The sequence below is a fragment of the Cellulosimicrobium sp. G4 BAM 1002 genome (assembly GCF_057126935.1).
In genome coordinates, this window is the sequence record NZ_CP182109.1 from 2102637 (window position 1) to 2129589 (window position 26953).

A 26953-nucleotide genomic window follows, 5' to 3' on the forward strand; every position below is an offset into this window, starting at 1 on the left:
GTTGCCCCAAGCGAGGTTCTGCCCGGTCGGGTGGTGCTGAGTTGGTGTGTGTCGGTTGTTTGAGAACTCAACAGTGTGCTTGTTAGTCAATGCCATTTTTTGTCCCGTGGCATGGCTGGTCGTCTTGCCCGTTGTGGGTGGGGTGGTTGGTTGTGTCTGGGATTCCTTTGGTTGAATTTCGGAAGATGATGTCATCTTTCGTGTTGATGCCAGTTTTGTGAACCTCTTCGGGGGTTTGCTTCGTATGGATTGTCTGCTGCCGGGTTTGCCTGGTGGTTGGCGTTGTTCATTTACGGAGAGTTTGATCCTGGCTCAGGACGAACGCTGGCGGCGTGCTTAACACATGCAAGTCGAACGATGATGCCCAGCTTGCTGGGTTGATTAGTGGCGAACGGGTGAGTAACACGTGAGTAACCTGCCCCTGACTTTGGGATAACTCCGGGAAACCGGGGCTAATACCGGATATGAGCCGTCCTCGCATGGGGGTGGTTGGAAAGTTTTTCGGTCAGGGATGGGCTCGCGGCCTATCAGCTTGTTGGTGGGGTGATGGCCTACCAAGGCGACGACGGGTAGCCGGCCTGAGAGGGCGACCGGCCACACTGGGACTGAGACACGGCCCAGACTCCTACGGGAGGCAGCAGTGGGGAATATTGCACAATGGGCGCAAGCCTGATGCAGCGACGCCGCGTGAGGGATGAAGGCCTTCGGGTTGTAAACCTCTTTCAGCAGGGAAGAAGCGCAAGTGACGGTACCTGCAGAAGAAGCGCCGGCTAACTACGTGCCAGCAGCCGCGGTAATACGTAGGGCGCAAGCGTTGTCCGGAATTATTGGGCGTAAAGAGCTCGTAGGCGGTTTGTCGCGTCTGGTGTGAAAACTCGAGGCTCAACCTCGAGCTTGCATCGGGTACGGGCAGACTAGAGTGCGGTAGGGGAGACTGGAATTCCTGGTGTAGCGGTGGAATGCGCAGATATCAGGAGGAACACCGATGGCGAAGGCAGGTCTCTGGGCCGCAACTGACGCTGAGGAGCGAAAGCATGGGGAGCGAACAGGATTAGATACCCTGGTAGTCCATGCCGTAAACGTTGGGCACTAGGTGTGGGGCTCATTCCACGAGTTCTGTGCCGCAGCAAACGCATTAAGTGCCCCGCCTGGGGAGTACGGCCGCAAGGCTAAAACTCAAAGGAATTGACGGGGGCCCGCACAAGCGGCGGAGCATGCGGATTAATTCGATGCAACGCGAAGAACCTTACCAAGGCTTGACATGCACGGGAAGCCACCAGAGATGGTGGTCTCTTTGGACACTCGTGCACAGGTGGTGCATGGTTGTCGTCAGCTCGTGTCGTGAGATGTTGGGTTAAGTCCCGCAACGAGCGCAACCCTCGTCCCATGTTGCCAGCGGGTTATGCCGGGGACTCATGGGAGACTGCCGGGGTCAACTCGGAGGAAGGTGGGGATGACGTCAAATCATCATGCCCCTTATGTCTTGGGCTTCACGCATGCTACAATGGCCGGTACAAAGGGCTGCGATACCGTAAGGTGGAGCGAATCCCAAAAAGCCGGTCTCAGTTCGGATTGGGGTCTGCAACTCGACCCCATGAAGTCGGAGTCGCTAGTAATCGCAGATCAGCAACGCTGCGGTGAATACGTTCCCGGGCCTTGTACACACCGCCCGTCAAGTCACGAAAGTCGGTAACACCCGAAGCTCATGGCCCAACCGGTTTACCGGGGGGAGTGGTCGAAGGTGGGACTGGCGATTGGGACTAAGTCGTAACAAGGTAGCCGTACCGGAAGGTGCGGCTGGATCACCTCCTTTCTAAGGAGCTACCAACACTCATCGTCGCCGGCCCTGTGCTGGTGGGTGGGTGTTCAGGTGCCACGCCATCGCCGAACGCGCGTTTGGGTGGTTGCTCATGGGTGGAACATTGACGAAAGAGCGTCGGGTCGTCGCTGGTGCCTAGTACCTGCGTCTGCTGGTCCTTCGGGGCTGGTGGGTGTGGTGGAACGGTGGTGGTGGGGTCGGGCGCTTGTCGAGCACACTGTTGGGTCCTCAGGTCACCGGCCACCGGTTGGTGGGGTGCCTGGTACGGGCCGGTCCTTCGACCACGAACCGCTGTCCTGGTTGTTCGTCGCTGTGCTTCCTTCGGGGGGTGTGGGGGCGGGTGTGCTGGGGTGGTAGGCGGGTCGGGTGGGGTCGGGGTCGTTGGTTGTTTGAGAACTGCACAGTGGACGCGAGCATCTTTGTAAGATCAAGACCTGCTTGCTGGTCGGTCCTTCGGGGTCGTTCTGGTGGGTGTGGTTCTTGGTTTCTGCAGTTTTGTTGTTTGTTGAAGTTTTTAAGGGCACAGGGTGGATGCCTTGGCACTAGGAGCCGAAGAAGGACGTTGTAGCCTGCGATAAGCCTCGGGGAGCTGGCAAACGAGCTGTGATCCGAGGGTGTCCGAATGGGGGAACCCCGCACGAGTCATGTCGTGTGACCCGCACCTGAATATATAGGGTGTGTGGAGGGAACGTCGGGAAGTGAAACATCTCAGTACCGACAGGAAGAGATATTCCGTGAGTAGTGGCGAGCGAAAGCGGATGAGGCCAAACCGGGCGCGTGTTCAAGCTGTCAGGCGTTGCGTGTTCGGGGTTGTGGGACCCTTCTGGTGGATCTGACAGTCTGCCGGGGAGTCAGAAAGTCGCGTCATAGTCGAACCGCATTGAAAGGCGGACCACAGACGGTGCCAGTCCGGTAGACGAAATGGCGTGGCCTCCCGAAGGGGATCCCAAGTAGCACGGGGCCCGAGAAATCTCGTGTGAATCTGGCAAGACCACTTGCTAAGCCTAAATACTACCTAGTGACCGATAGCGGACCAGTACCGTGAGGGAAAGGTGAAAAGTACCCCGGGAGGGGAGTGAAATAGTACCTGAAACCGTGTGCCTACAATCCGTTGGAGCCTCCTTGGTTGGGGTGACAGCGTGCCTTTTGAAGAATGAGCCTGCGAGTTAGTGCTCAGTGGCGAGGTTAACCCGTGTGGGGAAGCCGTAGCGAAAGCGAGTCCGAACAGGGCGATACAGTCGCTGGGTCTAGACCCGAAGCGAAGTGATCTAGCCATGGGCAGGTTGAAGCGCGGGTAAGACCGCGTGGAGGACCGAACCCACCAGGGTTGAAAACCTGGGGGATGACCTGTGGTTAGGGGTGAAAGGCCAATCAAACTTCGTGATAGCTGGTTCTCCCCGAAATGCATTTAGGTGCAGCGTCACGTGTTTCTTGCCGGAGGTAGAGCTACTGGATGGCCGATGGGCCCTACAAGGTTACTGACGTCAGCCAAACTCCGAATGCCGGTAAGTGGAAGCGTGGCAGTGAGACTGCGGGGGATAAGCTCCGTAGTCGAGAGGGAAACAGCCCAGACCACCGGCTAAGGCCCCTAAGCGTGTGCTAAGTGGGAAAGGATGTGGAGTTGCACAGACAACCAGGAGGTTGGCTTAGAAGCAGCCACCCTTGAAAGAGTGCGTAATAGCTCACTGGTCAAGTGATTCCGCGCCGACAATGTAGCGGGGCTCAAGTACACCGCCGAAGCCGTGGCATCTGCGCTCAACTCAGGCCTTCGTGGTCCAGAGGCGCAGGTGGGTAGGGGAGCGTCGTGTGGGCAGTGAAGCCGCGGGGGAACCCAGCGGTGGAGCCCACACGAGTGAGAATGCAGGCATGAGTAGCGAAAGACGGGTGAGAAACCCGTCCGCCGAATGACCAAGGGTTCCAGGGCCAGGTTAATCCGCCCTGGGTAAGTCGGGACCTAAGGCGAGGCCGACAGGCGTAGTCGATGGACAAGGAGTTGATATTCTCCTACCGGCGAAGAACCGCCCATACCGAGCCCGGTGATGCTAACCGTCCGAACGTGCCCACCGACCCTTCGGGGTCAACGGGCACCGGAGCACGGGACCCGAACCGGTAGTAGGTAAGCGTATTAACAGGGGTGACGCAGGAAGGTAGCCCGGCGTGGCGATGGTTGACCACGTCCAAGGCTGTAGGCCGTCTGGTAGGCAAATCCGCCAGGCATACAGGCTGAGAGCTGACGGTGAGCGCGCATGCGCGAACTGGGTGATCCTATGCTGCCAAGAAAAGCCTCGGCGCGAGGTTCTAGCCGCCCGTACCCCAAACCGACTCAGGTGGTCAGGTAGAGAATACCAAGGCGATCGAGCGAATCGTGGTTAAGGAACTCGGCAAAATGCCCCCGTAACTTCGGGAGAAGGGGGGCCCGAAACGTGAACCGACTTGCTCGGGGAGCGTGGACGGCCGCAGAGACCAGGGAGAAGCGACTGTTTACTAAAAACACAGGTCCGTGCGAAGTCGCAAGACGATGTATACGGACTGACGCCTGCCCGGTGCTGGAAGGTTAAGAGGACGGGTCAACCCTTCGGGGTGAAGCTCAGAATTTAAGCCCCAGTAAACGGCGGTGGTAACTATAACCATCCTAAGGTAGCGAAATTCCTTGTCGGGTAAGTTCCGACCTGCACGAATGGCGTAACGACTTCTCCGCTGTCTCAACCGCGAACTCGGCGAAATTGCACTACGAGTAAAGATGCTCGTTACGCGCAGCAGGACGGAAAGACCCCGGGACCTTTACTATAGCTTGGTATTGGTGTTCGGTGCGGTTTGTGTAGGATAGGTGGGAGACTGTGAAGTCCGCACGCCAGTGCGGGTGGAGTCAACGTTGAAATACCACTCTGACCGCTTCGGATGTCTAACCTCGGTCCGTGATCCGGACCAGGGACAGTGCCTGGTGGGTAGTTTAACTGGGGCGGTTGCCTCCTAAAATGTAACGGAGGCGCTCAAAGGTTCCCTCAGCCTGGTTGGCAATCAGGTGTCGAGTGCAAGTGCACAAGGGAGCTTGACTGTGAGACTGACAGGTCGAGCAGGGACGAAAGTCGGAACTAGTGATCCGGCGGTGGCTTGTGGAAGCGCCGTCGCTCAACGGATAAAAGGTACCCCGGGGATAACAGGCTGATCTTGCCCAAGAGTCCATATCGACGGCATGGTTTGGCACCTCGATGTCGGCTCGTCGCATCCTGGGGCTGGAGTAGGTCCCAAGGGTTGGGCTGTTCGCCCATTAAAGCGGTACGCGAGCTGGGTTTAGAACGTCGTGAGACAGTTCGGTCCCTATCCGCTGCGCGCGCAGGAAACTTGAGAAGGGCTGTCCCTAGTACGAGAGGACCGGGACGGACGAACCTCTGGTGTGCCAGTTGTTCCGCCAGGAGCACCGCTGGTTGGCTACGTTCGGAAGGGATAACCGCTGAAAGCATCTAAGCGGGAAGCCTGCTTCAAGATGAGGTTTCCACACCCCTTGCGGGTGAGAGGCACCCAGCAGAACACTGGGTAGATAGGCCGGACGTGGAAGCGGGGACCAACGACCCGTGCAGCTGACCGGTACTAATCAGCCGACAACTTCAACACCCAACACTTTTTGTGCTACGCGTCCACTGTGCGGTTCCCGAACCACCAACACCACACCCCCACACACAGGGGGTCACCCGTGAGTGTTGACAGGTTCACAGCGTTACGGCGGTCACAGCGAAGGGGAAACGCCCGGTCCCATACCGAACCCGGAAGCTAAGCCCTTCAGCGCCGATGGTACTGCCCTGGAGACGGGGTGGGAGAGTAGGACGCCGCCGGACAACCCTTCACCGAAGGCCCACCCCTCAAGGGGTGGGCCTTCGGCATTTCTGCCGGATGCCGGGAGCGGCCCGCAGATCCTGCGCACCCGGGCGCCGGCGTCGCTACGGCCTCTGCCCGTGCGGCCGCGGCGTGGGAAGATGTTCTGCGCATCGAAAGACACGAGAGGGACATCCTGGTGAACGACACGGCTCACGAGCCCGAGCAAGACCGTCCGGCCACGGGCGAGGACCGTGCGGGCCGTCGGGACAATAACGCACGTCCTGATCGTTCGAAGAGGACCGGTCGACCCGCCGACGGTGGGCCCCGTCGCTCGGGTGACGCCACGGGCCGCCCTCGTTCCGGTGATGGTGCGGGGCGCGCGCGCTACGGCGACGCCCAGGGTCGTCCCCGTCCTGCGGGCGACGCAGGACGGTCCGGTGACGCCGATCGGCGGCGTGGCCCCCGCCGCGACGACCGGGGCAAGCCCGGCTCCGACGCGCGGGGTGGCCGTCCGGACCGTGACGGTGACCGCCGCCGCGGCCCCGTCGGCGCGGGCCAGGATCGTCGCGGGCACGCGCCGCGCGGCGGGACCGGTCGTGAGCGTGAGCGTCCCGACCAGCGCCCGGAGCCGCGTCACCCCGCCGGCCCGGACCTGCCGGAGGACGCGCAGATCTCGCAGCTGGACCGCGCCGCGCGCGGTCGGCTGCGCACCCTGAGCAAGGACACGGCCGATGTCGTCGGCCGGCACCTCGTCATGGCGGGTCGGCTCATCGACTCCGACCCGGAGCTGGCGTACGAGCACGCTCAGGCGGCGGTCCGCCGCGCGGGTCGCGTGGACGTCGTCCGGGAGGCCGCCGGGCTGACGGCGTACCAGACCGGGCGTTACGCCGAGGCGCTGCGCGAGCTCCGGACCGTGCGCCGCCTCAACGGGTCGTCGGAGCACCTGCCGATCATGGCGGACTGCGAGCGTGGTCTCGGCCGCCCCGAGCGCGCGCTCGCGCTCGCCGCGTCGGAGGAGGCCGGGACGCTCGACGACGTCGGTCGCACCGAGCTGGCGATCGTCACGAGCGGCGCGCGCGTCGACCTGGGTGAGCTCGACGCGGCCCTGGCCGCTCTCGACCAGGTGCCCGCGGTGGGGAAGCGCGGAGAGCTGGGTGTCCGTGTCCTCCAGGCTCGCGCCTCCGTCCTCGAGGTCGCCGGGCGCACGGACGAGGCGGCGGAGCTGTTGGCGGGCATCGACGCGGACGTCCTCGCGGCTGCTCTCGGCGAGCCGGCGGAGGACGTCGTCGTGTACGACCTCACCGAGGAGCCGGCGAGCCCGGAGGACGCGGACGCGGCCGGCCCTGACAGTGCCGGAGATGCCGACCCGAACGGCTCCGGCGCGTCGGTCGAGGACGGCGCAGAGGGTACTCGGTGAGCGCGGGTCTCCTCGCGAGCGACCGACCGCTCGCGGAGCGGTACGACCTCGCGCTCGTGGACCTCGACGGGGTCGCGTACCGCGGGCACGAGCCGATCGATCACGCGGCGGCCGGGCTGGCCGCCGCGCGCGAGCGCGGGATGCGTCTCGTCTTCGTGACGAACAACGCGTCGCGCGAGCCCGGTTCGGTCGCGGAACAGCTCAGCGGGCTCGACATCCCGACGACGGCCGACGAGGTCATGACGGCCGCGCAGGCGGCGGCTGCCCTGCTGCGGACGCGTCTGGAGCCCGGCGCGAAGGTGCTCGTGGTCGGCGGCGCCGGTCTCGTCACCGCGGTGCACGACGCCGGGTTCGTCATCGTCGAGAGCGCCGACGACGATCCGGTCGCCGTGGCGCAGGGGTTCGCGCCCGAGCTCGGCTGGGCGCAGCTCGCCGAAGCGGCGTACGCGGTGCAGCGCGGGGCGTGGCACGTCGCGAGCAACCTCGACCTCTCGCTGCCGACGGCGCGCGGGTTCGCGCCGGGCAACGGGTCGCTGGTCGGCGCGGTCCGCGCTGCGACCGGTGTCGAGCCGGACAGCGCCGGGAAGCCGTCGCCGACGATGTACGCGCTCGCCGTCGACCGTGCCGGCGCGCAGGCACCGCTCGTGATCGGCGACCGCCTCGACACCGACCTCGCGGGCGCACGTGCCGGCGGGTACCCAGGGCTCCACGTCCTCACGGGCGTGAGCACGGCCCGCGACGCGGTGCTCGCCGAACCGGGCCTGCGGCCGCACTACGTCGGCGCGGACCTGCGCAGCCTGCTCGAGCCGCACCCCGCTCCCGAGCGCACGGACGACGGATGGTGGACGTGCGGCGACAGCACGGCCCGCGTCGACGACGGGACGCTCCGCCTCGACGTGCGTGGCACCGCGACGATCGACACCGTCCGCGTCGCGGCCGCGGCCGCTTGGGCGGCGGCCGACGCGGGCGAGCCGGTCGACCCGGCGAGCGTGCCCGAGCTCCCCGTCGGGACGCACTGACTGCTGTCGCCCGCTGCGCGCGATCACCCGAGGTCGGTGCCCGAGGTCGGTGCGGCACGGCGTGCCGGGGCGCGGGGCGGCACCGGCGCGTGGGACGGTGCGGGTAGCGTGAGGCCGGACGCCCGGGACGGCCGGGGACGACGAGCAGGCGGGAGGCAGCACATGGCCCACGAGCAGGAACGGCCTGTGCCAGTGCCGCACCCGGGGCCGGGCGCCCACGCCGCCGGCGCGACGTCGCTCGACGACGCCCTCGCCCTCCTCGACGGCCTGGACGACCTGGCGACCGCCGACCACGCGCGCGTGCTGGAGTCGGTGCACGAGGCCCTGGTCGCCGAGCTCGCCCGCGCGGAGGACTGAGCGTGGCGGAGCGCGAGGGTGCGCGCCTCGACAGCGAGCTCGTGCGGCGTGGGCTCGCCCGGTCGCGGCGGCACGCGGCGGAGCTCGTCACCGCGGGCCGGGTCACGCGCGACGGCGTCGTGGTGTCCAAGCCTGCGCTTCCCGTCGGGCCGACGACCATCCTCGCGGTGACGGCCGACCCGGCCGACCCCGGGTACGCCTCTCGGGCCGCCTTCAAGCTCGCGGGTGTGCTCGACGCCCTGGATGCTCTCGATCCCGACGGCGGTCCGGCGTCCGGACTGGGGAGCGTCCCGTCCACTCCCGTCGTCGACGGCGCGCTCTGCCTCGATCTGGGTGCCTCGACCGGGGGCTTCACGGACGTCCTGCTCCGGCGCGGGGCGCGCGAGGTGGTCGCGGTCGACGTCGGGCACGACCAGCTCGTCCCTGCGCTGCGAGCGGACCCGCGCGTCGTCGTGCACGAGGGGCTCAACGTGCGCGACCTCGCGCCCGAGCACGTCGGGGCGTCTCCTGACCTCGTCGTCGGGGACCTGTCCTTCATCTCGCTGGCGATGGTGCTTCCCGCGGTCGCGGGGGTGGTCGGGCCGGGCGCCGACCTGCTCCTCCTCGTCAAGCCGCAGTTCGAGGTCGGGCGCGAGCGCATCGGCAGCGGGGGCGTCGTGCGCGACCCGGCGCTGCACGTCGAGGTCGTCGTGGCCGTCGCGCGCCACGCGCAGCTCGTCGGGCTGCGGGCTCTCGCCGTCGTCCCGAGCCCGCTGCCCGGTCCGAGCGGCAACCGCGAGTACTTCTGGTGGCTGCGCTCGGGCGACCCGCGCTCGGCGAACGACGCCGAGCTCGAGCCGGCCGCGCGTCGCGCCGTGGCCTGGCAGCCAGGACCCGAGACGGGGCCGCCACCGGTCGTCCTCGTGCCCGCGGCGGGCGCGCGCCCCGCGAAGACCCCGACCGGCGACGGGCACGTCGACCGGGACCGACACCTGGCTGGAGGAGCACCGTGACGCGTCGCGTGCTGATCGTCACCCACGGCGGCCGCCCCGAGGCGGTCGTCGCGCTGCGTGAGGCGGTCACCGAGCTCGAGCGCGCGGGCTTCAGCGTCGCGCTCCACGACGACGACCTCGCCGAGACCTTCGGGGACCACATGGCGCGGACCCGGGCGCGCGAGGGCGTGACGGAGTCCGAGGTCGTCATGGTGCTCGGTGGTGACGGGACGATCCTGCGCGCCGCGGAGCTCACGCACGGGACGGACGTCCCGCTCCTCGGGGTCAACCTCGGCCACGTGGGCTTCCTCGCGGAGAGCGAGCGCGAGGACCTGCGCGCCGCCGTCGAGCGGCTGGCCGACCACGACTACACGGTCGAGGAGCGCACCGTCGTGGACGTGCGCGCGCACCTGCCCGGTCGCGCCGAGCCGCTGGTCGGGTGGGCGCTCAACGAGGCGACGGTCGAGAAGGCCCAGCGCGAGCGCATGATCGAGGTCGTGCTCGGCGTCGACGGGCGTCCCCTGTCGTCGTTCGGCTGCGACGGCGTCGTCACGGCGACGGCGACCGGCTCGACGGCCCACGCGTTCTCCGCCGGGGGCCCCGTCATGTGGCCCGACGTCGACGCCGTGCTCGTGGTGCCGCTCGCGGCGCACGCCCTGTTCGCGCGCCCGCTCGTCGTCGGCCCGAGCTCGACGATCACGGTGGACGTGCTGCCGCACTCGGCGTCGTCGGGCGTGCTGACGTGCGACGGCCGGCGCCGGATCGACCTGCCTAACGGCTCGCGCGTCGAGGTGCGGCGTGGTGCGACCCCGCTGCGGCTCGCACGGCTGAGCACGGCGCCGTTCACCGACCGGCTCGTGTCGAAGTTCTCCCTGCCGGTCGTGGGGTGGCGCGAGCGCGCGGCGAGCGTGGCGGCGACGAACGGCCGGGGTGCCGACGCGCGCACGGTCGAGGACGACGCGGCCGGTGCCGCCGACGAGGAGGGGTGAGCGTGCTCGAGGAGATCGCGATCGAGAACCTCGGAGTGATCCGGGCGGCACGCGTGCCGATCGGGGACGGGCTGACGGTCATCACCGGTGAGACCGGTGCGGGCAAGACGATGGTCCTCACCGGGCTCGGCCTGCTGATGGGCGGCAAGGCCGACCCGGCCACGGTGCGTCCCGGCGCGGCGAGCGCCGTCGTGGAGGGTCGTGTGCGCGTCGCCGACCGCCCTGGCGTCGCGCGGCGCGTCGACGACGCGGGCGGACACGTGGACGACGACGGCACCGTCGTGATCCTGCGCACGGTCGCCGCGGAGGGTCGCTCGCGCGCGCACCTGGGTGGTCGGAGCGTCCCGCAGGCCGTGCTCGCCGAGATCGCGGACGACCTCGTCACGGTCCACGGCCAGTCCGACCAGCTGCGGTTGCGGACCCCGGGCCACCAGCGTGCCGCCCTGGACGCCTTCGCGGGCCCGGAGCACGCCGCGTTGCTCCGCCAGTACCGGGGGGCGTGGACCGAGCGCGTCGCGCTCCAGGCGGAGATCGACGACATCGAGACGCGTGCGGGCGAGCGGGCGCGTGAGGCGGAGCTGCTGCGCCTGGGTCTGGCCGAGGTCGAGCGGGTCGCGCCGCGGCCGGGGGAGGACGCCGAGCTCACCGCCCTCGTCGCCCGCCTCGGGAACGTCGAGGAGCTGCGCGTCGCCGCGCAGTCCGCCCACGACGCCGTCGCCGGCGACGACGCCACGGAGCCGCAGGAGAACGCCGTCGTCGCCGTGGACCGCGCGCGACGCGCGCTCGAGTCCGCGGCGCACACCGACCCCGCTCTCGCCCGGTTCGCCGAGCGGCTGGCCGAGGTGGGCTACACCCTGGCGGACGTCGCGACGGAGATCTCCGGGTACGTGGAGGACCTCGCCGCGGACCCGGCGGGGCTCGAGACGGCGCACGCGCGCCTCGCGGAGCTCGGCACGTTGACGCGCAGCTACGGGGAGACGGTCGACGACGTGCTCGCGTGGGCGAGCGACGCCGGGCTGCGGCTCCTCGACCTCGACGACGGCGGGGAGCGGCTGCGCGCGGCGACCGAGCGGCGCAGCGAGCTCGACGCGGAGCTCGAGCGGGTCGGGACCGCGATCACGGCCTCGCGCGAGCGGGCCGGGGCCGAGCTCGCGGCGGCCGTGACCGACGAGCTGCGCGGGCTGGCGATGGGGGGAGCGAGTCTCGGCGTCGACGTCGAGCGCGCCGACGAGCCGGGCCCGTGGGGCGCCGACTCCGTCACGTTCTCGCTCGTCGCGCACCCCGGGGCACCGGCGCGCCCGCTCGGCAAGGGCGCGTCGGGCGGCGAGCTCTCGCGCGTGATGCTCGCGATCGAGGTGGCGCTCGCGACGGCGGCCGTCGGCGGCGCCGACGGAGGCGACCAGGTGCTGCCCACGTTCGTCTTCGACGAGGTGGACGCCGGGGTCGGCGGGAAGGCGGCGGTCGAGGTCGGCCGGCGGCTCGCGGCCCTCGCGCGCCGGGCGCAGGTCGTCGTCGTGACGCACCTCGCCCAGGTCGCGGCGTTCGCGGACGTGCAGCTCGTGGTGACGAAGTCGTCGGGCTCCGGCGAGGCGGGCGGTCCGGACGACGGAGACCCGTCCGGACCCGTCACCGTCACCGGTGTGCGCGAGGTCACCGGCGAGGACCGGGTGCGCGAGCTCGCGCGGATGCTGTCGGGGCAGGAGGACTCCGACGCCGCCCGCCGGCACGCGCTGGAGCTTCTCGAGTCGTCGGTCGTGGGACGATAGGCGACGATGAGACTCACTCTGCGCAAAACCTCTCCGCAGGAGGCCGGCTCGGGCATGCTCGGCCCGGCCAAGGTCGACGCGCGCACGAAGGCGCTGACCAAGCGGCTGCAGCCCGGCGACGTCGCGGTGATCGACCACGTCGACATCGACCGGGTCGCGGCCGACGCCCTGGTCGCCGCGAAGCCGGTGGCGGTGCTCAACGCCGCCCGCTCGGTGTCGGGGCGGTACCCCAACCTCGGCCCCGACATCCTCGTCGAGGCCGGAATCGTCCTCGTCGACGACCTCGGGCCGGCGGTCATGGCGATCCCCGACGGACGCGACCTGCGCCTCGACGGCGGCAAGGTGTTCCTCGGCGACGACCTCGTGGCCGAGGGTGTCCGGCAGACGCCGGAGACGGTCGCACGCAGCCTTGAGGAGGCCCGTGCGAACCTGTCGGTCGAGATCGAGTCGTTCGCCGAGAACACGATGGAGTACCTGCGCCGCGAGCGCGACCTCCTGCTCGACGGCGTCGGTGTGCCCGACATCCGCACGGCCATCGACGGACGCCAGGTCCTCATCGTCGTGCGTGGCTACCACTACCGCGAGGACCTCGCGACGCTGCGCCCCTACATCACCGAGTACCGCCCGGTGCTCATCGGGGTCGACGGCGGCGCGGACGCGATCCTCGACGCGGGGTGGAAGCCCGACCTGATCGTCGGGGACATGGACTCGGTCTCGGACCGCGCGCTGAGCAGCGGCGCGGAGATCGTGGTCCACGCGTACCGCGACGGGAAGGCGCCCGGGCTGGAACGTGTCCAGGCACTCGGGGTCGAGCCCGTCGTGTTCCCGGCGACGGGCACGAGCGAGGACATCGCGATGCTCCTCGCCGACGACAAGGGCGCCGAGGTCATCGTCGCCGTCGGCACGCACGCGACGCTCGTCGAGTTCCTCGACAAGGGCCGAGCCGGCATGGCCAGCACGTTCCTCACGCGCCTGCGCGTCGGCGGCAAGCTCGTCGACGCCAAGGGCGTCTCGCGCCTGTACCGGCACCGCATCTCGAACCTGCAGCTCTGGCTGCTGTCCGTCGCCGGACTCCTCGCCGTCGTCGCGGCGCTCTGGTCCACCGCGGCGGGGCAGACGTTCTTCGGCATCGTCGGCGCCCGCTTCGACGACCTGTGGTCGTGGGTCGGTTCGCTCTTCTCGGGCGGCGGCTGACGCGCAGGCGCGTGACCGACGTCGTCGTCGGTCGTGCCCGAACCCAGCACCGGCGCGCGCCGGCGCACCCCTGACCATCGCCAGCAGGCAGCAGCACTCACCGAAGGACACCACCGCACAGTGATCGACTTCAGGTACCACATCGTCTCGTTGATCTCGGTCTTCCTCGCCCTGGCCGTGGGGATTATCCTCGGCGCGGGCCCGCTCCAGGGCGCGATCGGCGACCAGCTCACGGGGCAGGTCGAGCAGCTGCGCACCGAGCGCAACGAGCTGCGCGACCAGCTCGACGCGGCGAACGTGACCGTCGACAACGACGCCCGCTTCATCGAGGCGGCCGGACCGCAGCTCGTCGCGGGGTCGCTCCAGGACCGTCGGGTCGCGGTCGTCGACCTCGACGGGGCTGACGGCGAGCGCGACACTGCGATCACGGAGCAGCTCGAGAGCGCCGGGGCGTCCGTCGTCGGGCACGTCCGTCTGACGGACTCGTGGACGAGCCAGGACGAGGAGAGCGCACGGGCGACCGTCGCGGACGGCCTGGGTGACAAGCTGGGGGAGGTCCCGCAGGACGCGACGGCCGAGCAGCGGCTCTCCCGGGCGCTCGCGCTGTCGCTCACCGGCGCGACCACCGCCAGCACCGAGGTGCGCAGCCCTGAGGCGATCGAGCTCGAGGCGCTCCTCGAGCGCTTCGCCCTCGTGGACGTCGTCTCCGAGCAGACGCTGCCCGCGGACATGATCCTGCTGCTCGCGGGCCCGGCGCCCGAGCAGGCAGCGCCTGCCGCGGAGGGCGAGGAGGCTCCCGCTCCCGACACGTACGTCGTCGACATCGAGGTCCAGGTCGCGGTCGCGGCACAGGACGTCGCCGAGGCGGCGCTCGTCGCCGGGCCCACGGCGACGGGTGGTGGCGTCATCTCCACGATCCGCGGCGACGAGGAGCTCGCTGGCGTGCTCTCCACGGTCAGCGGGATCGAGGCCGAACCGGGCAGGATCAGCGTGCCTCTCGCGCTCGCGGCGCGGCTCGCGGACCAGGTGGGGCAGTACGGGTTCGAGGAGAACGCGACGGCGGTCCTCCCGCCGGCGGTCGAGCTGCCGCCCGTGACCCGGACGGCGCAGGGCGCGCAGGGCACCGCGGCGGGGGAGGACCCGGGCACCGAGCAGACCGCGGACACCGCACCCACCGCCGACGGCACGGGGGAGGGCTGACGTGGGGCGCCTCCTGTCGACGCTCGCCGCTGCGGGCGTCGCCGCGGCGGTGACCACGGTCGTGCGGCGTGCCGCGGACCAGCGCCCCCCGGGAGGGACCGACCGGTGGACCCGGACGAACCACCGGGGCGAGCCCATCAGCCTGCTCGAGGGTCCGGCCGTCGCAGCGGGTCTCGTCGCAGGGAGCCTCGCGGGCGGCGGTGACGCACGCACGCGCGGCGCCGTGGCGCTCGCGACGGCGAGCGCGGGAAGCTTCGGCCTCGTGGACGACCTCGCCGAGGACACCTCCACGCGGACCAAGGGACTGCGGGGGCACCTGGGCGCGCTCGCGCACGGCCAGGTGACGACCGGGGGCCTGAAGGTCCTGGGCATCGGCGGGACGGCGCTCGTCGCGGCGGCGATCGGGACCCGCCGCACCGGTGGGGCGTTCGCACACCTCGTCGACGTCGGGGTCAACGGCGCGCTCGTGGCCGGGACGGCGAACCTGCTGAACCTCCTCGACCTGCGCCCCGGGCGTGCGCTCAAGGCGGCGACAGCCGTGTCCGCGCCGTTCCTGGCGACCTCGGCCGCGCCGACGACGGGCGCCGTCCTGGGTGCGGCCGTCGCCGCCGCGCCCGGGGACCTGGCCGAGCGCGACATGCTCGGCGACTGCGGCGCGAACGCGCTCGGCGCCGTCCTCGGGTCGCAGGTCGCGTTCACCGCGCCGCGCGCGGTGCGCTGGCTCGCGCTCGCGGGCGTCGTCGGGCTGACGCTCGCGAGCGAGAAGGTCAGCTTCTCGCGTGTCATCGAGGGCAACGACGTGCTCCGGCGCGTGGACACGTGGGGCCGGCGCCCGGCGTGAGCGCGCGGTCGGGGCGGCTGCGCGCCGCCACGGGCACGCTGGCGGGCGCCGCCGCGATGATCACCGTCGTGACGATCGCGAGCCGGCTCGTGGGGTTCGCGCGCTCGCTCGTGCAGTCGGCGGCCGTCGGGACCGAGGGCGTCGGGTCCGCGTACCAGGCGGCGAACCTCCTGCCGAACGTGCTGTTCGAGGTCGCCGCCGGGGGAGCGCTCGCCGGGTCCGTGGTGCCGCTCCTCGCGGGGCCGATCGCACGACGCGCGGGCACCGACGTCTCGCGGATCGCGTCCGCGATGCTCGGGTGGACGCTCCTCGTGCTCGTCCCGCTCGGGGCGGTCCTCGCGCTCCTCGCGCAGCCGATCGCCGCGCTGCTCATGCGGGAGCACCCCGAGCTCGTGGAGGTCACGGCGACGTTCGTGCGCGTGTTCGCGCTCCAGGTCCCGCTCTACGGGCTCGCCGTCGTGCTCGGCAGCATCCTGCAGGCGCACAAGCGGTTCTTCTGGCAGGCGTTCTCGCCGCTCCTGTCGAGCGTCGCCGTCATCGTGGTCTTCCTCGTCTTCGCGCGCCTCGCCGACGGCGACCAGGGCGACGTCGCGGCCCTCTCGGGCGCGGCGATCGCGTGGCTCGGGTGGGGGACCACGGCGGGCGTCGCGGTGCTCGCGCTGCCGCTCGTGCTGCCCGTGCACCGGGCGGGCGTCCGGCTCCGCCCGACGCTGCGCTTCGGCGGTGGCGAGGCCGTCCGGGCGCGCAACCTCGCGTTCGCCGGGATCGGTGCGCTCGTCGCCCAGCAGCTCTCGGTCCTTGCGATCCTCGGCGCCTCGTACCGGTACGGGCCGGAGCAGACGTTCCCGACCTACTGGTTCGCGCAGCAGGTGTACCTGCTCCCGTACGCCGTGCTCGCGTTCCCGCTCGCGACGAGCACCTTCCCGCGCCTCGCCGAGCACGTCGCGCACGACCGGCACGGCGCCTACCGCCGGCTGCTCGCGACGACGACGCGCACGCTCCTGGTCGTCGCGGGTCTCGGCGCAGCAGCCCTGATCGCGGCGTCCGACGCCGTGGAGGCGGTGTTCACGCAGATCGCGACCGGCTCCGTCGTCGGGCTCGGGGGCGCGGTCGCCGGGATGGCCGTGGGGATCGTCGGCTTCTCGCTGATCCTGCACCTGTCCCGCGCGCTGTACACGATCGACCGGCAGCGCGTGGCGGTCGTCGTGACGGCTGCGGGATGGATCGTCGTCGCGGCGGCCGCCTACGTCCTTCCCGCCGTGACGGGCGTCCGGGACCAGGCCGGGGTGCTCCTGCAGCTCGGCCTCGCGACCGCGGTCGGGATGTCCGTCGCCGGCGCCGGGCTGCTCGTGGCGACCCGTCGCCATGCCGGCCGCGAGGCGACGCGTGGCGTGCCGCGCACGCTCGTCGTCGTCGCGCTCGGCGTCGTGCTGGGGGCGCTGGCAGGCTCCGGGGTGTCGCGGGCGCTCCTGCCCGACGACGCAGGGTGGCTCCCGGCCGTCGGCGTCGGCGCGCTCGCGGCGGCCGTCGCGGGCGCCGTCGTGGTGGGGACCGCGCTCGTCGGCGACCGCGGTGCGCTGCTCGACCTCGTACGTCGTGGTCGGGGATCGCGCAGCGAGGGCGCGCGCGACGGGGCCGGCCGCGACGCCGGCACGGGTGACGCCGCGCCCTGAGGCGGCCCGACTGTGAGGCGACCGACGTGCCGGTCCGCTCGCCGTCGTCGGCCACGCTGTTAGGATGGAGTTCCGTGGCAGATCACCTGAACCGGCCCTCCTCCCGCCTCAACGCCTCGGGCGCTCGCTCCGAGCACCGCACCGCGCACGTCTTCGTCACCGGCGGCGTCGCCTCCTCGCTCGGCAAGGGCCTCACGGCTTCCAGCCTCGGTCGTCTGCTCCGCTCGCGCGGCCTGCGGGTCACCATGCAGAAGCTCGACCCGTACCTCAACGTCGATCCCGGGACGATGAACCCGTTCCAGCACGGCGAGGTGTTCGTCACCGAGGACGGGGCCGAGACGGACCTCGACATCGGCCACTACGAGCGCTTCCTCGACGTAGACCTCGAGGCCTCGGCGAACGTCACCACCGGTCAGGTCTACTCCCAGGTCATCGCGCGCGAGCGCCGCGGCGAGTACCTCGGCGACACGGTCCAGGTCATCCCGCACATCACCGACGAGATCAAGTCGCGGATGCGCGCCCAGGCCGGCGAGGACGTCGACGTCATCATCACCGAGGTCGGTGGCACCGTCGGCGACATCGAGTCGCAGCCGTTCCTCGAGGCCGCGCGCCAGGTGCGTCACGAGCTCGGGCGCGACGACGTCTTCTTCCTCCACGTCTCGCTCGTGCCGTACATCGGCCCCTCGGGCGAGCTCAAGACGAAGCCGACGCAGCACTCCGTGGCCGCACTGCGCTCGATCGGTATCCAGCCGGACGCGATCGTGCTGCGCGCCGACCGCGTGGTCCCGGAGCCGGTGAAGCGCAAGATCGCCCTCATGTGCGACGTCGACAACGAGGCCGTCGTCAACGCCGTCGACGCCCCGAGCATCTACGACATCCCGCGCGTCCTGCACTCGGAGGGCCTCGACGCCTACGTCGTGCGCCGCCTCGGCCTGCCGTTCCACGACGTCGAGTGGGACGGGTGGAGCCAGCTCCTGGAGCGGGTGCACACCCCGGCCCACCGCGTCGAGGTCGCGCTGGTCGGCAAGTACATCGACCTTCCCGACGCCTACCTCTCCGTGACCGAGGCCCTGCGCGCGGGCGGCTTCGCGAACGACGCCAAGGTCACGATCCGCTGGGTCGCTTCCGACGAGTGCCAGACCCCTGCCGGCGCCGACGACGCCCTGCACGGCGTCGACGCGGTGCTGGTCCCCGGCGGGTTCGGCGTGCGCGGCATCGAGGGCAAGCTCGGCGCGCTGCGCTGGGCGCGCGAGAACAGGGTGCCGACGCTCGGCATCTGCCTCGGTCTGCAGTCGATGGTCATCGAGTACGCGCGCAACGTGCTGGGCATCGAGGACGCGTCCTCGACCGAGTTCGACCCGGGCACGTCGCACCCCGTCATCGCGACCATGGAGGAGCAGCTCGCGATCGTGGGCGGCGACGGCGACCTCGGCGGCACCATGCGGCTCGGGTCGTACGAGGCCGCGCTCACCCCGGGCTCGGTCGTCGCGAAGACGTACGGGGCGGAGCACGTCATGGAGCGCCACCGCCACCGCTACGAGGTGAACAACACCTACCGCAAGCAGCTCGAGGAGGCGGGTCTCGTGATCAGCGGCACCTCGCCCGACTCGTCGCTCGTCGAGTTCGTCGAGCTCCCCGCCGACGTGCACCCGTACTACGTGAGCACGCAGGCGCACCCGGAGTTCAAGTCGCGCCCCACGCGCGCGCACCCGCTGTTCGCGGGGCTCGTCGCCGCGGCGCTCGAGAACCAGGCGGACTGATGGCCGCCGAGGCGGGCGCGAGCGCGCCGGCGAGCTCCGCGGGAGGAACCGGGCCCGCCACGGTCGACGCCCTCGCGCCGCGACCGGTCGTCGAGACGTCGGTCGTGCACCACGGTCGCGTGTTCGACCTCCGCTCCGACGTCGTCCAGCTCGACGACGGGCGCGTCACCCGCGAGTACCTCGACCACCCCGGGGCGGTCGCGATCGTCGTCCTCGACGACGACGAGCGCGTGCTCCTCCTGCGCCAGTACCGCCACCCGGTGCGGCGCGAGCTCTGGGAGGTGCCCGCGGGCCTCCTCGACGTCGACGGGGAGGACGCACAGCTCGCCGGCGCCCGCGAGCTCGCGGAGGAGGCCGACCTGCGCGCCGCCCGCTGGGACGTCCTCGCGGACTACTTCACCACGCCGGGCGGCTCGAACGAGGCCCTGCGCGTGTTCCTCGCCCGCGACCTGTCGCCCGTCCCCGACGACGAGCGGTTCGAGCGCGAGGCCGAGGAGCTCGACATGGAACTGCGCTGGGTACCGCTCGACGACGCCGTCCGTGCCGTCCTCGCGGGCGAGCTGCACAACCCGTCCGCCGTCGTCGGCATCCTGGCCGCCGCGGCGTCGCGCGCGGACGGCTGGGCGTCGCTGCGCCCGTCGGACGCGCCGTGGCCGGAGCGGCGCGGCGGCTGATCCTCTGCCGAGGTAGAACCCTGGTCGCGCGAAGTCGAACCGTGGTTCCTTGTCCGACGGCGCGTGGTTGCCCTGGGTGTCGGGGTGGGTGGGGGCGCCGCGTCTTCCATCCGCCGCTCGTTTCTCGCGGCTCCCGCCAGGCCCGACCACGACGCGGCGCCCCCACCCACCCCTCCGGCGTCGTCCCACCCTGGTCTGTGCGCACCCGGGCCTAGCCCGGTGCTGCGCCGAGCATGTCGTTGCGGCTCGTCCTGGACGCTCGACGGGCGAGAACCGCATGCTCGACCAGTCGGGACCGCATGGTCGCCACGAGCGGCCGCACCACGTCGCCCGGGATGCGCGAGCCGTCGGCGTCGCCGTGGCACGGTTCTGCTGGCGTCGACGGCGCTCTCTCGCCGTTCACGGTTCTACCCCGGTGCACCGGGGTTCTACCCGGGCTGACCAGAGTTCTATGTCGGCGGACCCGAGTCCTGCTTCGGCGGGAGCGAACCGGTTCGCCGCCGGGTCAGGCGCGGGTGCGGGTGGTGAGGACGACGCGCGTCGTGCCGGCGACGAGGAGCGCGGAGCCGAGCATGTGGAGCCCCACGAGGAGGGCCGGCAGGCCGGTGAAGTACTGGACGTAGCCGATCGCTCCCTGCGCGAGCGTGATGGCGAGGAGCAGCCACGCGGCGCGGCGGACCTGCTGGGGGCCGCGGCGGACGCTCACGAGGTACGCGACGAGCGCGGCGACGAAGACCCACACGGCCCACGCGTGGATCTTGCTCATGAGGGCGGGGTCGACGGCGAAGCGGTAGCCGACCTCGGCGTCGCCGCTGTGCGGGCCTGCGCCGGTGACGATCACGCCGAGGACCACGACGACGGCGGTGAGCGCGGCGAGCACCCAGGCGAGCGTACGGGTGTGGTGACCGACCGTGGGGACGGGCGGGGCGTCGCCCTCGCCGGACCGGTGCAGCAGGAGGAGCGACACGGCGACGAGCGCCGCCGACACCAGGAAGTGGACCGACACCCACCCCGGGTGGAGGTGGAGCAGCACGATGACGCCGCCGATCACGGCCTGCGCTCCGACACCGAGCAGCGGAACCGCGCCGAGCAAGCGGTACGACAGCGTGCGCGAGCGGTCCGTCCAGACGAGCAGGAGCACGGCGACGGCGATGACGCTCAGCACCCCGGTGAGCGTGCGGTTCCCGAACTCGACGAACTCGTGGTAGCTCGTCGCGGGGTGGAGCTCGGCCGTGAACTGGCCGGGGTGGCACTCGGGCCACGTCGAGCAGCCGAGCCCGGACTCGGTGAGCCGCACGGCGCCGCCGGTGACGATGATGCCGATCTGGCCGACGAGGTTCGCGACGAGCACCGGCCGGGTCCAGCGCCGCAGCGGCGCGAGCCGGTCGGGACGGTCTGCGGCGCCTCCGGTGGCGCGGGGCGTGGTGCCGGCAGCGGCGCGGTCGGTGGCGGCGGGATCGAGCGCGGGGGGCGGGGTGCTCACCGTCCCACGGTATCGGGGGTGTGCGTGAGCCTCGGAATCCTGCGGGTGTGAGATGCGACGTCCTGCCGCCGGTGACCACTCAGGTCCAGCGGAACAGCTTGCCCGCGCCCCAGCCGAGAGCGGCGGTCCAGCCCAGCAGGACGACGACGGAGAACGGCGGCACGCTGCCGTCGAGGAGCGCGCCGCGCATCGCCTCGCCCAGCGCGCCCGACGGGAGCAGGAGCGCGACGTGCGCGAGCGGGCCCGGGAGCTGGTCGGCCGGGACGAGGACCCCGCCGCCGACCGTGAGCAGCACGAGCACGAGGTTCGCGACGGCGAGCACGCCCTCGGCGCGCAGCGTGCCCGCGAGCAGCATCGCGAGCGACGTGAACGCCGCCGTGCCCAGGAGCACGGCGAGCAGGGCCGCCGGGATCCCGGCGGGGTCCGGCTGCCAGCCGAGCGCGAGCGCGACCGCGCTGATGACGACGACCTGCACCGCCTCGACCGCGAGCACGCCCAGCACCTTGCCCGCGAGCAGCCCGCCGCGCCCCAGAGGGGTGGTCGACATGAGGCGCAGGACGCCGTTGCGCCGGTCGAAGGCCGTCGCGATCGCCTGCGACGTGAACGCCGTCGACATGACGGCGAGCGCGAGCACGCCGGGCGTCACGAAGTCGACGCGCGAGGCTCCGCCCGTGTCGAGCTCGACGAACGAGGTGAGGACGAGCCCGAGCAGGAGCATCACGGGCAGGATGATCGTCACGAGCAGCTGCTCGCCGTTGCGCAGGATCATGCGCGTCTCGAACGCGGTCTGCGACGCGACGCGGCGCCACGCGGGCGCAGCGAGCGCGTTCGGGGACGGCGCCTCGCTCGTCGTGGCGGGCGCCGTCGTCGGCAGGTTCTCGGGCGAGGTCATCGCAGGTGCCGTCCCGTGAGGTCGAGGAACACGTCCTCGAGCGTGCGGCGGCCCACCGTGACGCGCGACGCGAGGACGCCGCGCGCGGCGAGCCACGTCGTCAGCGCCACGAGCGTCGCGGGGTCGGCCGGGCCGGTGAGGGTGTACGAGCCGGGCTGCGGCTCGGCGACCGCCCACGGCCCGGCGAGCGCAGCGACCAGGCCGTCCAGGTCGAGCCCCGCCTCGGCCTCGAAGCGCAACGTGCGGTCCGTCTCGCCGTCGGCGCCGGTCTCGAGGAGGTCGCGCGTCGCGCCCGCGGCGATGACCTTCCCCTGGTCGACGACGTACACCTGGTCGGCCAGGTCTTCGGCCTCGTCCATGAGGTGCGTCGTGAGCACGATGCCGACGCCGTCGGCGCGCAGCTCGCGCACCAGCTCCCACACGGCGTGGCGGCTCTGCGGGTCCATGCCCGCGCTCGGCTCGTCGAGGAACACGACCTCCGGCCTCCCGACGACCGCCGCGGCGAGGGCGAGCCGCTGCCGCTGGCCACCCGAGAGGCGGCGCACGGTCGTGCGCGCGAAGCTCTCGAGGCCCAGGCGCTCCGTGAGTTCGCCGACGTCGCGCGGGTCCGCGTACATGGAGGCGACGTGCCGCAGCATCTCGAGCGCACGGACGCCGGTGGGCAGGCCGCCGTCCTGCAGCATGACCCCGACGCGCGGGCGCAGGTCGCGCGCGTCGGTCACCGGGTCGAGCCCGAGCACCTGGACGCGACCGGCGTCGGGGGAGCGCAGGCCCTCGCAGCACTCGACCGTCGTCGTCTTGCCGGCGCCGTTGGGCCCGAGGACCGCGGTGATCGCGCCCCGCTCGGCGGTGAGCGACACGCCGTCGACGACAGCACGACCGTCGTAGCGCTTCACGAGGTCGTGCACGAGCACGGCAGGGGCGGGCACCCGGCCGATTCTAGGGGCAGGCCCGGGCGTGGTTGTCCTGCTCGGGACCAGGCCGCAGCGGGTGTCGCGTACGCCACATCCCGCCCGTCCCGTGCCCGTCTGAGGCTCCCCTTGCTTGCGCTCAGGCAATTAGGGAACAACCATGTTCTCTATATCGAGCTGCGTGCTGTGCGCACGCGTGCCCGCGACGACGCCGCAGGAGGTGTGCATGGCCGCAGGATCCGCCCGACCGGACGCGCTGCGTCCCGCCGCGCCCGAGGCGCCGGCCGTGCACGTCGCGAGCGACGTCGACCGCCGCACGCGCGAGCGCGTGCTCGAGCTCGTGGCGAGCGAGGGCCCCGTGAGCGCCGCCGAGCTCGCGGCGACCCTCGGGCTCACGCCCGCCGCGGTCCGCCGCCACCTCGCCCTCCTGGAGGAGGACGACCTCGTCGCCGTGCACGACGCCGGGCACGCCACCGGCATGCGCGGCCGGCCCGCGCGGCGCTACGTGACGACGGCTGCCGGTCAGGGCGAGCTCACGGGCACCTATGCCGATCTCGCGACCGACGCGCTGCGGTACCTGCGCGACGTCGCCGGCCCCGACGCGGTCGAGCGCTTCGCGCACGAGCGCCTCGCCGGGCTCGCCGACCGCTACGCCGCGCGCCTCGACGCCGACGACGTCGAGGGCCGGGCCGTGCAGCTCGCCGCGGCGCTCGCGGACGACGGCTACGCCGCGAGCGTCCGGCCCGTCCCGGGCACCCTCGCCGTGCAGCTGTGCCAGGGCCACTGCCCGGTGCAGCACGTCGCGGAAGAGTTCCCGCAGCTGTGCGAGGCGGAGGCGCAGGTCTTCGCCAAGCTGCTCGGCTCGCACGTGCAGCGGCTCGCGACCCTCGCCTCGGGCGGGCACGCGTGCACGACGAACGTCCCGCTCCACCCCGCCGCCCGGCTCCCGGGCGCGGGCGACGTCCGCACGCGCGGGAGACCGCCGTCGGACCCGACCTGACGCCCCGAGCGAGTACCACGCACCTGCCCGACCTGCCGGGTCATCCCGGCCGCCCCCGAACCGACTGCCCCCTCCGCATCGACGGACAGTGGAAGGAACACCATGAGCGCTCCCACCCAGGACGCCGCCGGCACGGCCCAGCCGACCGGTGAGAAGCAGACCGACGACCAGATCATCGCCTCGATCGGCGCCTACGAGTACGGCTGGCACGACGCCGACGCCGCCGGCGCCACGGCGCAGCGCGGCCTCTCCGAGGACGTCGTGCGCAACATCTCCGCGCTGAAGAACGAGCCCGAGTGGATGCTCAAGACCCGGCTCAAGGCGCTGCGCCTCTTCGACAAGAAGCCCATGCCGAGCTGGGGCTCCGACCTCACGGGCATCGACTTCGACAACATCAAGTACTTCGTGCGGTCCACGGAGAAGCAGGCGGCCTCGTGGGAGGACCTGCCCGAGGACATCAAGGCGACGTACGACAAGCTCGGCATCCCCGAGGCGGAGAAGCAGCGCCTCGTCGCGGGCGTCGCGGCGCAGTACGAGTCCGAGGTGGTCTACCACCAGATCAACGAGGAGCTCGAGCGCCAGGGCGTCATCTTCCTCGACACCGACACCGCGCTGCGCGAGCACCCGGAGCTCTTCCAGGAGTACTTCGGCACCGTCATCCCGTCGGGCGACAACAAGTTCGCGGCGCTCAACTCGGCCGTGTGGTCGGGCGGGTCGTTCGTCTACGTGCCGCCGGGCGTGCACGTCGAGATCCCGCTGCAGGCCTACTTCCGCATCAACACGGAGAACATGGGCCAGTTCGAGCGGACGCTGATCATCGCGGACGAGGGCTCGTACGTGCACTACGTCGAGGGCTGCACCGCGCCGATCTACTCGTCCGACTCGCTGCACTCCGCGGTCGTCGAGATCATCGTCAAGAAGAACGCGCGCGTGCGCTACACGACCATCCAGAACTGGTCGAACAACGTGTACAACCTCGTGACCAAGCGGGCGACCGCGGCCGAGGGCGCGACGATGGAGTGGGTCGACGGCAACATCGGCTCCAAGGTCACCATGAAGTACCCGGCGATCTACCTGCTCGGCGAGCACGCGCGCGGCGAGACGCTGTCCATCGCGTTCGCGGGCGAGGGCCAGCACCAGGACGCGGGCGCCAAGATGGTGCACGCGGCGCCGCACACGTCGTCGTCGATCGTGTCGAAGTCCGTGGCGCGCGGTGGCGGGCGCACGTCGTACCGCGGCCTGGTCCAGGTGCTCGAGGGCGCCGCGCACTCGGCCTCGACCGTCCTGTGCGACGCGCTGCTCGTCGACCAGATCTCCCGCTCCGACACCTACCCGTACGTCGACGTCCGCGAGGACGACGTGTCCATGGGGCACGAGGCGACGGTCTCGCGGGTGAGCGAGGACCAGCTGTTCTACCTCATGTCCCGAGGCATGGAGGAGACCGAGGCGATGGCCATGATCGTGCGCGGGTTCGTCGAGCCCATCGCGCGCGAGCTGCCCATGGAGTACGCGCTCGAGCTCAACCGCCTCATCGAGCTGCAGATGGAAGGGTCCGTCGGCTGATATGACCACCACCACCATTCCCGAAGAGGCCGGACTGACCACCGACCACTCGCGCGCGCAGGCCGACGGGGCGCACTCCCACGGAGTCGTCCCCCAGGGCTCGCGCGCCGAGCGCCTCACGTCGTTCGACCTCGCCGACATCCCCGTGCCCTCCGGGCGCGAGGAGGAGTGGCGCTTCTCGCCCGTCGCGCGGCTCGCGCCGCTGTTCGAGGAGAAGCTCGTCGGCCAGAGCGGCGGCGGCGACGTGCGCGTCACGGTCGTCGAGGCGCCCGAGGTCGAGGTCTCGATCGTCGGTCGCGACGACGAGCGGCTCGGCACCGCCGGCAAGCCCGGCGACCGCACCGCCGTGACGGCCTGGAACGCGTTCGAGCAGGCCACGGTCATCACCGTGCCGAAGGAGGCCGTCGCGTCCGACGTCACGTCCGTGCGGATCGAGGGCCACGGCTCCACGCCGACGGCGAGCCACGTCCTCGTGCGCGCCGAGCGGCACTCGGAGGCCGTCGTCCTGCTCGACCACGTCGGGACCGCCACGCTCAACGAGACGGTCGAGATCGTCGTCGAGGACGGTGCGCACCTCACCGTCGTCTCCGTGCAGGACTGGGCGGACGGCGCCGTGCACGCGTCGTCGCACCGGGCCCGCATCGGTCGCGACGCGCGCCTCAAGCACGTCGTCGTGACGCTCGGCGGCGACGTCGTGCGCCTCACCCCGGACGCGGAGTTCACCGCCGAGGGCGGCGACGTCGAGATGGTCGGCCTGTACTTCGCCGACGCCGACCAGCACCAGGAGCACCGCCTCTTCGTCGACCACGCCGTCCCGCGCTGCAAGTCGCGCGTCACGTACAAGGGCGCGCTGCAGGGCGAGGGCGCGCACACGGTGTGGGTGGGCGACGTGCTCATCCAGGCCGAGGCCGAGGGCACGGACACGTACGAGCTCAACCGCAACCTCGTCCTCACGGACGGCGCGCGGGCCGACTCGGTGCCGAACCTCGAGATCGAGACGGGCGAGATCGAGGGCGCGGGGCACGCGTCCGCGACCGGTCGCTTCGACGACGAGCAGCTGTTCTACCTGCAGGCTCGCGGCATCCCGGAGACCGAGGCGCGCCGCCTCGTCGTCCGCGGGTTCTTCGCCGAGCTGATCCAGGAGATCGGCGTCGCATCGGTCGAGGAGCGCCTGCTCGAGGCGATCGAGCGCGAGCTCAGCAAGTCCATGTCGATCATCGACGGGAGCGCCGAGCCCGCCGAGGCCTCGGCGTGACCGCACAGCCCGCCTGCACGACGGCGGACCTCGGCCCGGAGGAGGCGCTGCGTGTCGAGCTCCCGGCCGCCGACGGGCGGGTCGTCGAGGTCGCCGTCATCCGTGACGGGGACGGCGACTGGCACGCGATCTCGGACATCTGCTCCCACGGGGCGGTGTCCCTGTCGGACGGCGAGGTCGAAGGATGCTTCGTCGAGTGCTGGCTGCACGGCTCGCAGTTCGACGTGCGGACCGGCATGCCGACGGCGCTGCCCGCGATGCGTCCGGTTCCCGTCTACCCGGTGACGGTCGACGGCGAGCAGGTGCTCGTCGACGTCGACCGCGTCGTCGCCCCGACCTGATCCGCCCCTCGTGAC

19 protein-coding genes and 3 rRNA genes are annotated in these 26953 nt (G+C 71.0%); 19 read left to right on the forward strand and 3 right to left on the reverse strand.

The window, feature by feature from the left end; translation table 11 throughout:
• Positions 1-289 precede the first annotated feature (289 nt).
• From ACMXGY_RS09470 to ACMXGY_RS09540, 15 genes are all read left to right on the forward strand, one after another.
• A 16S ribosomal RNA gene (locus ACMXGY_RS09470) occupies positions 290-1813 on the forward strand.
• Positions 1814-2323: 510 nt separating this feature from the next.
• A 23S ribosomal RNA gene (locus tag ACMXGY_RS09475) occupies positions 2324-5431 on the forward strand.
• Between the two features lie 104 nt (positions 5432-5535).
• A 5S ribosomal RNA gene (gene rrf, locus ACMXGY_RS09480) occupies positions 5536-5652 on the forward strand.
• Together the 16S, 23S and 5S rRNA genes form the textbook arrangement of a ribosomal RNA operon.
• Before the next feature lie 734 nt (positions 5653-6386).
• Positions 6387-7049 carry a hypothetical protein gene (locus tag ACMXGY_RS09485; protein ID WP_483776583.1) on the forward strand — a complete coding sequence of 221 codons (663 nt, stop codon included), beginning with the start codon at positions 6387-6389 and terminating at the stop codon, positions 7047-7049.
• Positions 7046-8068, forward strand: coding sequence for an HAD-IIA family hydrolase (locus ACMXGY_RS09490; RefSeq protein WP_483776584.1), 1023 nt, complete (start codon positions 7046-7048; stop codon positions 8066-8068). The genes ACMXGY_RS09485 and ACMXGY_RS09490 overlap by 4 nt, the downstream gene beginning before the upstream one ends.
• A 186-nt stretch (positions 8069-8254) precedes the next feature.
• Positions 8255-8425, forward strand: coding sequence for a hypothetical protein (locus ACMXGY_RS09495; RefSeq protein ID WP_483776585.1), 171 nt, complete (start codon positions 8255-8257; stop codon positions 8423-8425).
• A 2-nt stretch (positions 8426-8427) separates the two neighbouring features.
• Positions 8428-9417 (forward strand): TlyA family RNA methyltransferase, encoded by a 990-nt coding sequence (locus ACMXGY_RS09500; RefSeq protein ID WP_483776586.1) that lies wholly within the window; start codon positions 8428-8430, stop codon positions 9415-9417.
• Complete coding sequence (locus tag ACMXGY_RS09505; RefSeq protein WP_483776587.1) at positions 9414-10385, forward strand: NAD kinase; 972 nt, start codon at positions 9414-9416, stop codon at positions 10383-10385. Before ACMXGY_RS09500 ends, ACMXGY_RS09505 begins: the two co-directional genes overlap by 4 nt.
• A 2-nt stretch (positions 10386-10387) precedes the next feature.
• On the forward strand, positions 10388-12151 hold the full coding sequence (gene recN, locus ACMXGY_RS09510) for a DNA repair protein RecN (protein WP_483776833.1): 1764 nt from the start codon (positions 10388-10390) through the stop codon (positions 12149-12151).
• 6 nt (positions 12152-12157) lie between these two features.
• Positions 12158-13345 carry a putative cytokinetic ring protein SteA gene (gene steA, locus ACMXGY_RS09515; RefSeq protein WP_483776588.1) on the forward strand — a complete coding sequence of 396 codons (1188 nt, stop codon included), beginning with the start codon at positions 12158-12160 and terminating at the stop codon, positions 13343-13345.
• 120 nt (positions 13346-13465) lie between these two features.
• On the forward strand, positions 13466-14545 hold the full coding sequence (locus ACMXGY_RS09520; protein ID WP_483776589.1) for a copper transporter: 1080 nt from the start codon (positions 13466-13468) through the stop codon (positions 14543-14545).
• A gap of 1 nt (position 14546) precedes the next feature.
• Entirely contained in the window at positions 14547-15386 is an 840-nt protein-coding gene (locus ACMXGY_RS09525) for a hypothetical protein (protein WP_483776590.1), read from the forward strand.
• A complete protein-coding gene (murJ, locus tag ACMXGY_RS09530) occupies positions 15383-17059 on the forward strand; it encodes a murein biosynthesis integral membrane protein MurJ (protein ID WP_483776591.1) in 1677 nt (558 codons plus the stop codon). Before ACMXGY_RS09525 ends, murJ begins: the two co-directional genes overlap by 4 nt.
• A gap of 74 nt (positions 17060-17133) precedes the next feature.
• Entirely contained in the window at positions 17134-18819 is a 1686-nt protein-coding gene (locus tag ACMXGY_RS09535) for a CTP synthase (protein ID WP_483776592.1), read from the forward strand.
• Positions 18819-19493, forward strand: a complete 675-nt coding sequence (locus tag ACMXGY_RS09540; RefSeq protein WP_483776593.1) for an NUDIX domain-containing protein — start codon at positions 18819-18821, stop codon at positions 19491-19493. Before ACMXGY_RS09535 ends, ACMXGY_RS09540 begins: the two co-directional genes overlap by 1 nt.
• Positions 19494-19998: 505 nt before the next feature.
• Here ACMXGY_RS09540 and ACMXGY_RS09545 read toward each other — a convergent pair.
• The 3 genes from ACMXGY_RS09545 to ACMXGY_RS09555 form a co-directional block, all read right to left on the reverse strand.
• A complete protein-coding gene (locus ACMXGY_RS09545; protein WP_483776594.1) occupies positions 19999-20976 on the reverse strand; it encodes a COX15/CtaA family protein in 978 nt (325 codons plus the stop codon).
• Between the two features lie 79 nt (positions 20977-21055).
• Positions 21056-21868: an ABC transporter permease gene (locus ACMXGY_RS09550; protein ID WP_483776595.1), complete on the reverse strand. Its 813-nt coding sequence runs from the start codon at positions 21866-21868 to the stop codon at positions 21056-21058.
• Positions 21865-22797, reverse strand: coding sequence for an ABC transporter ATP-binding protein (locus ACMXGY_RS09555; RefSeq protein ID WP_483776596.1), 933 nt, complete (start codon positions 22795-22797; stop codon positions 21865-21867). The genes ACMXGY_RS09550 and ACMXGY_RS09555 overlap by 4 nt, the downstream gene beginning before the upstream one ends.
• A 208-nt stretch (positions 22798-23005) precedes the next feature.
• Here ACMXGY_RS09555 and ACMXGY_RS09560 point away from each other — a divergent pair, with 208 nt between their 5' ends.
• From ACMXGY_RS09560 to ACMXGY_RS09575, 4 genes are all read left to right on the forward strand, one after another.
• The gene (locus ACMXGY_RS09560) at positions 23006-23779 is read left to right on the forward strand and encodes a helix-turn-helix transcriptional regulator (protein WP_483776597.1); all 774 of its coding nucleotides are present in this window, start codon (positions 23006-23008) and stop codon (positions 23777-23779) included.
• Positions 23780-23881: 102 nt separating this feature from the next.
• Positions 23882-25342, forward strand: a complete 1461-nt coding sequence (sufB, locus tag ACMXGY_RS09565; protein ID WP_483776598.1) for a Fe-S cluster assembly protein SufB — start codon at positions 23882-23884, stop codon at positions 25340-25342.
• Between the two features lies 1 nt (position 25343).
• Entirely contained in the window at positions 25344-26597 is a 1254-nt protein-coding gene (sufD, locus tag ACMXGY_RS09570; RefSeq protein ID WP_483776599.1) for a Fe-S cluster assembly protein SufD, read from the forward strand.
• Positions 26594-26938, forward strand: coding sequence for a non-heme iron oxygenase ferredoxin subunit (locus ACMXGY_RS09575; protein ID WP_483776600.1), 345 nt, complete (start codon positions 26594-26596; stop codon positions 26936-26938). The genes sufD and ACMXGY_RS09575 overlap by 4 nt, the downstream gene beginning before the upstream one ends.
• The last annotated feature ends 15 nt before the right edge of the window (positions 26939-26953 follow it).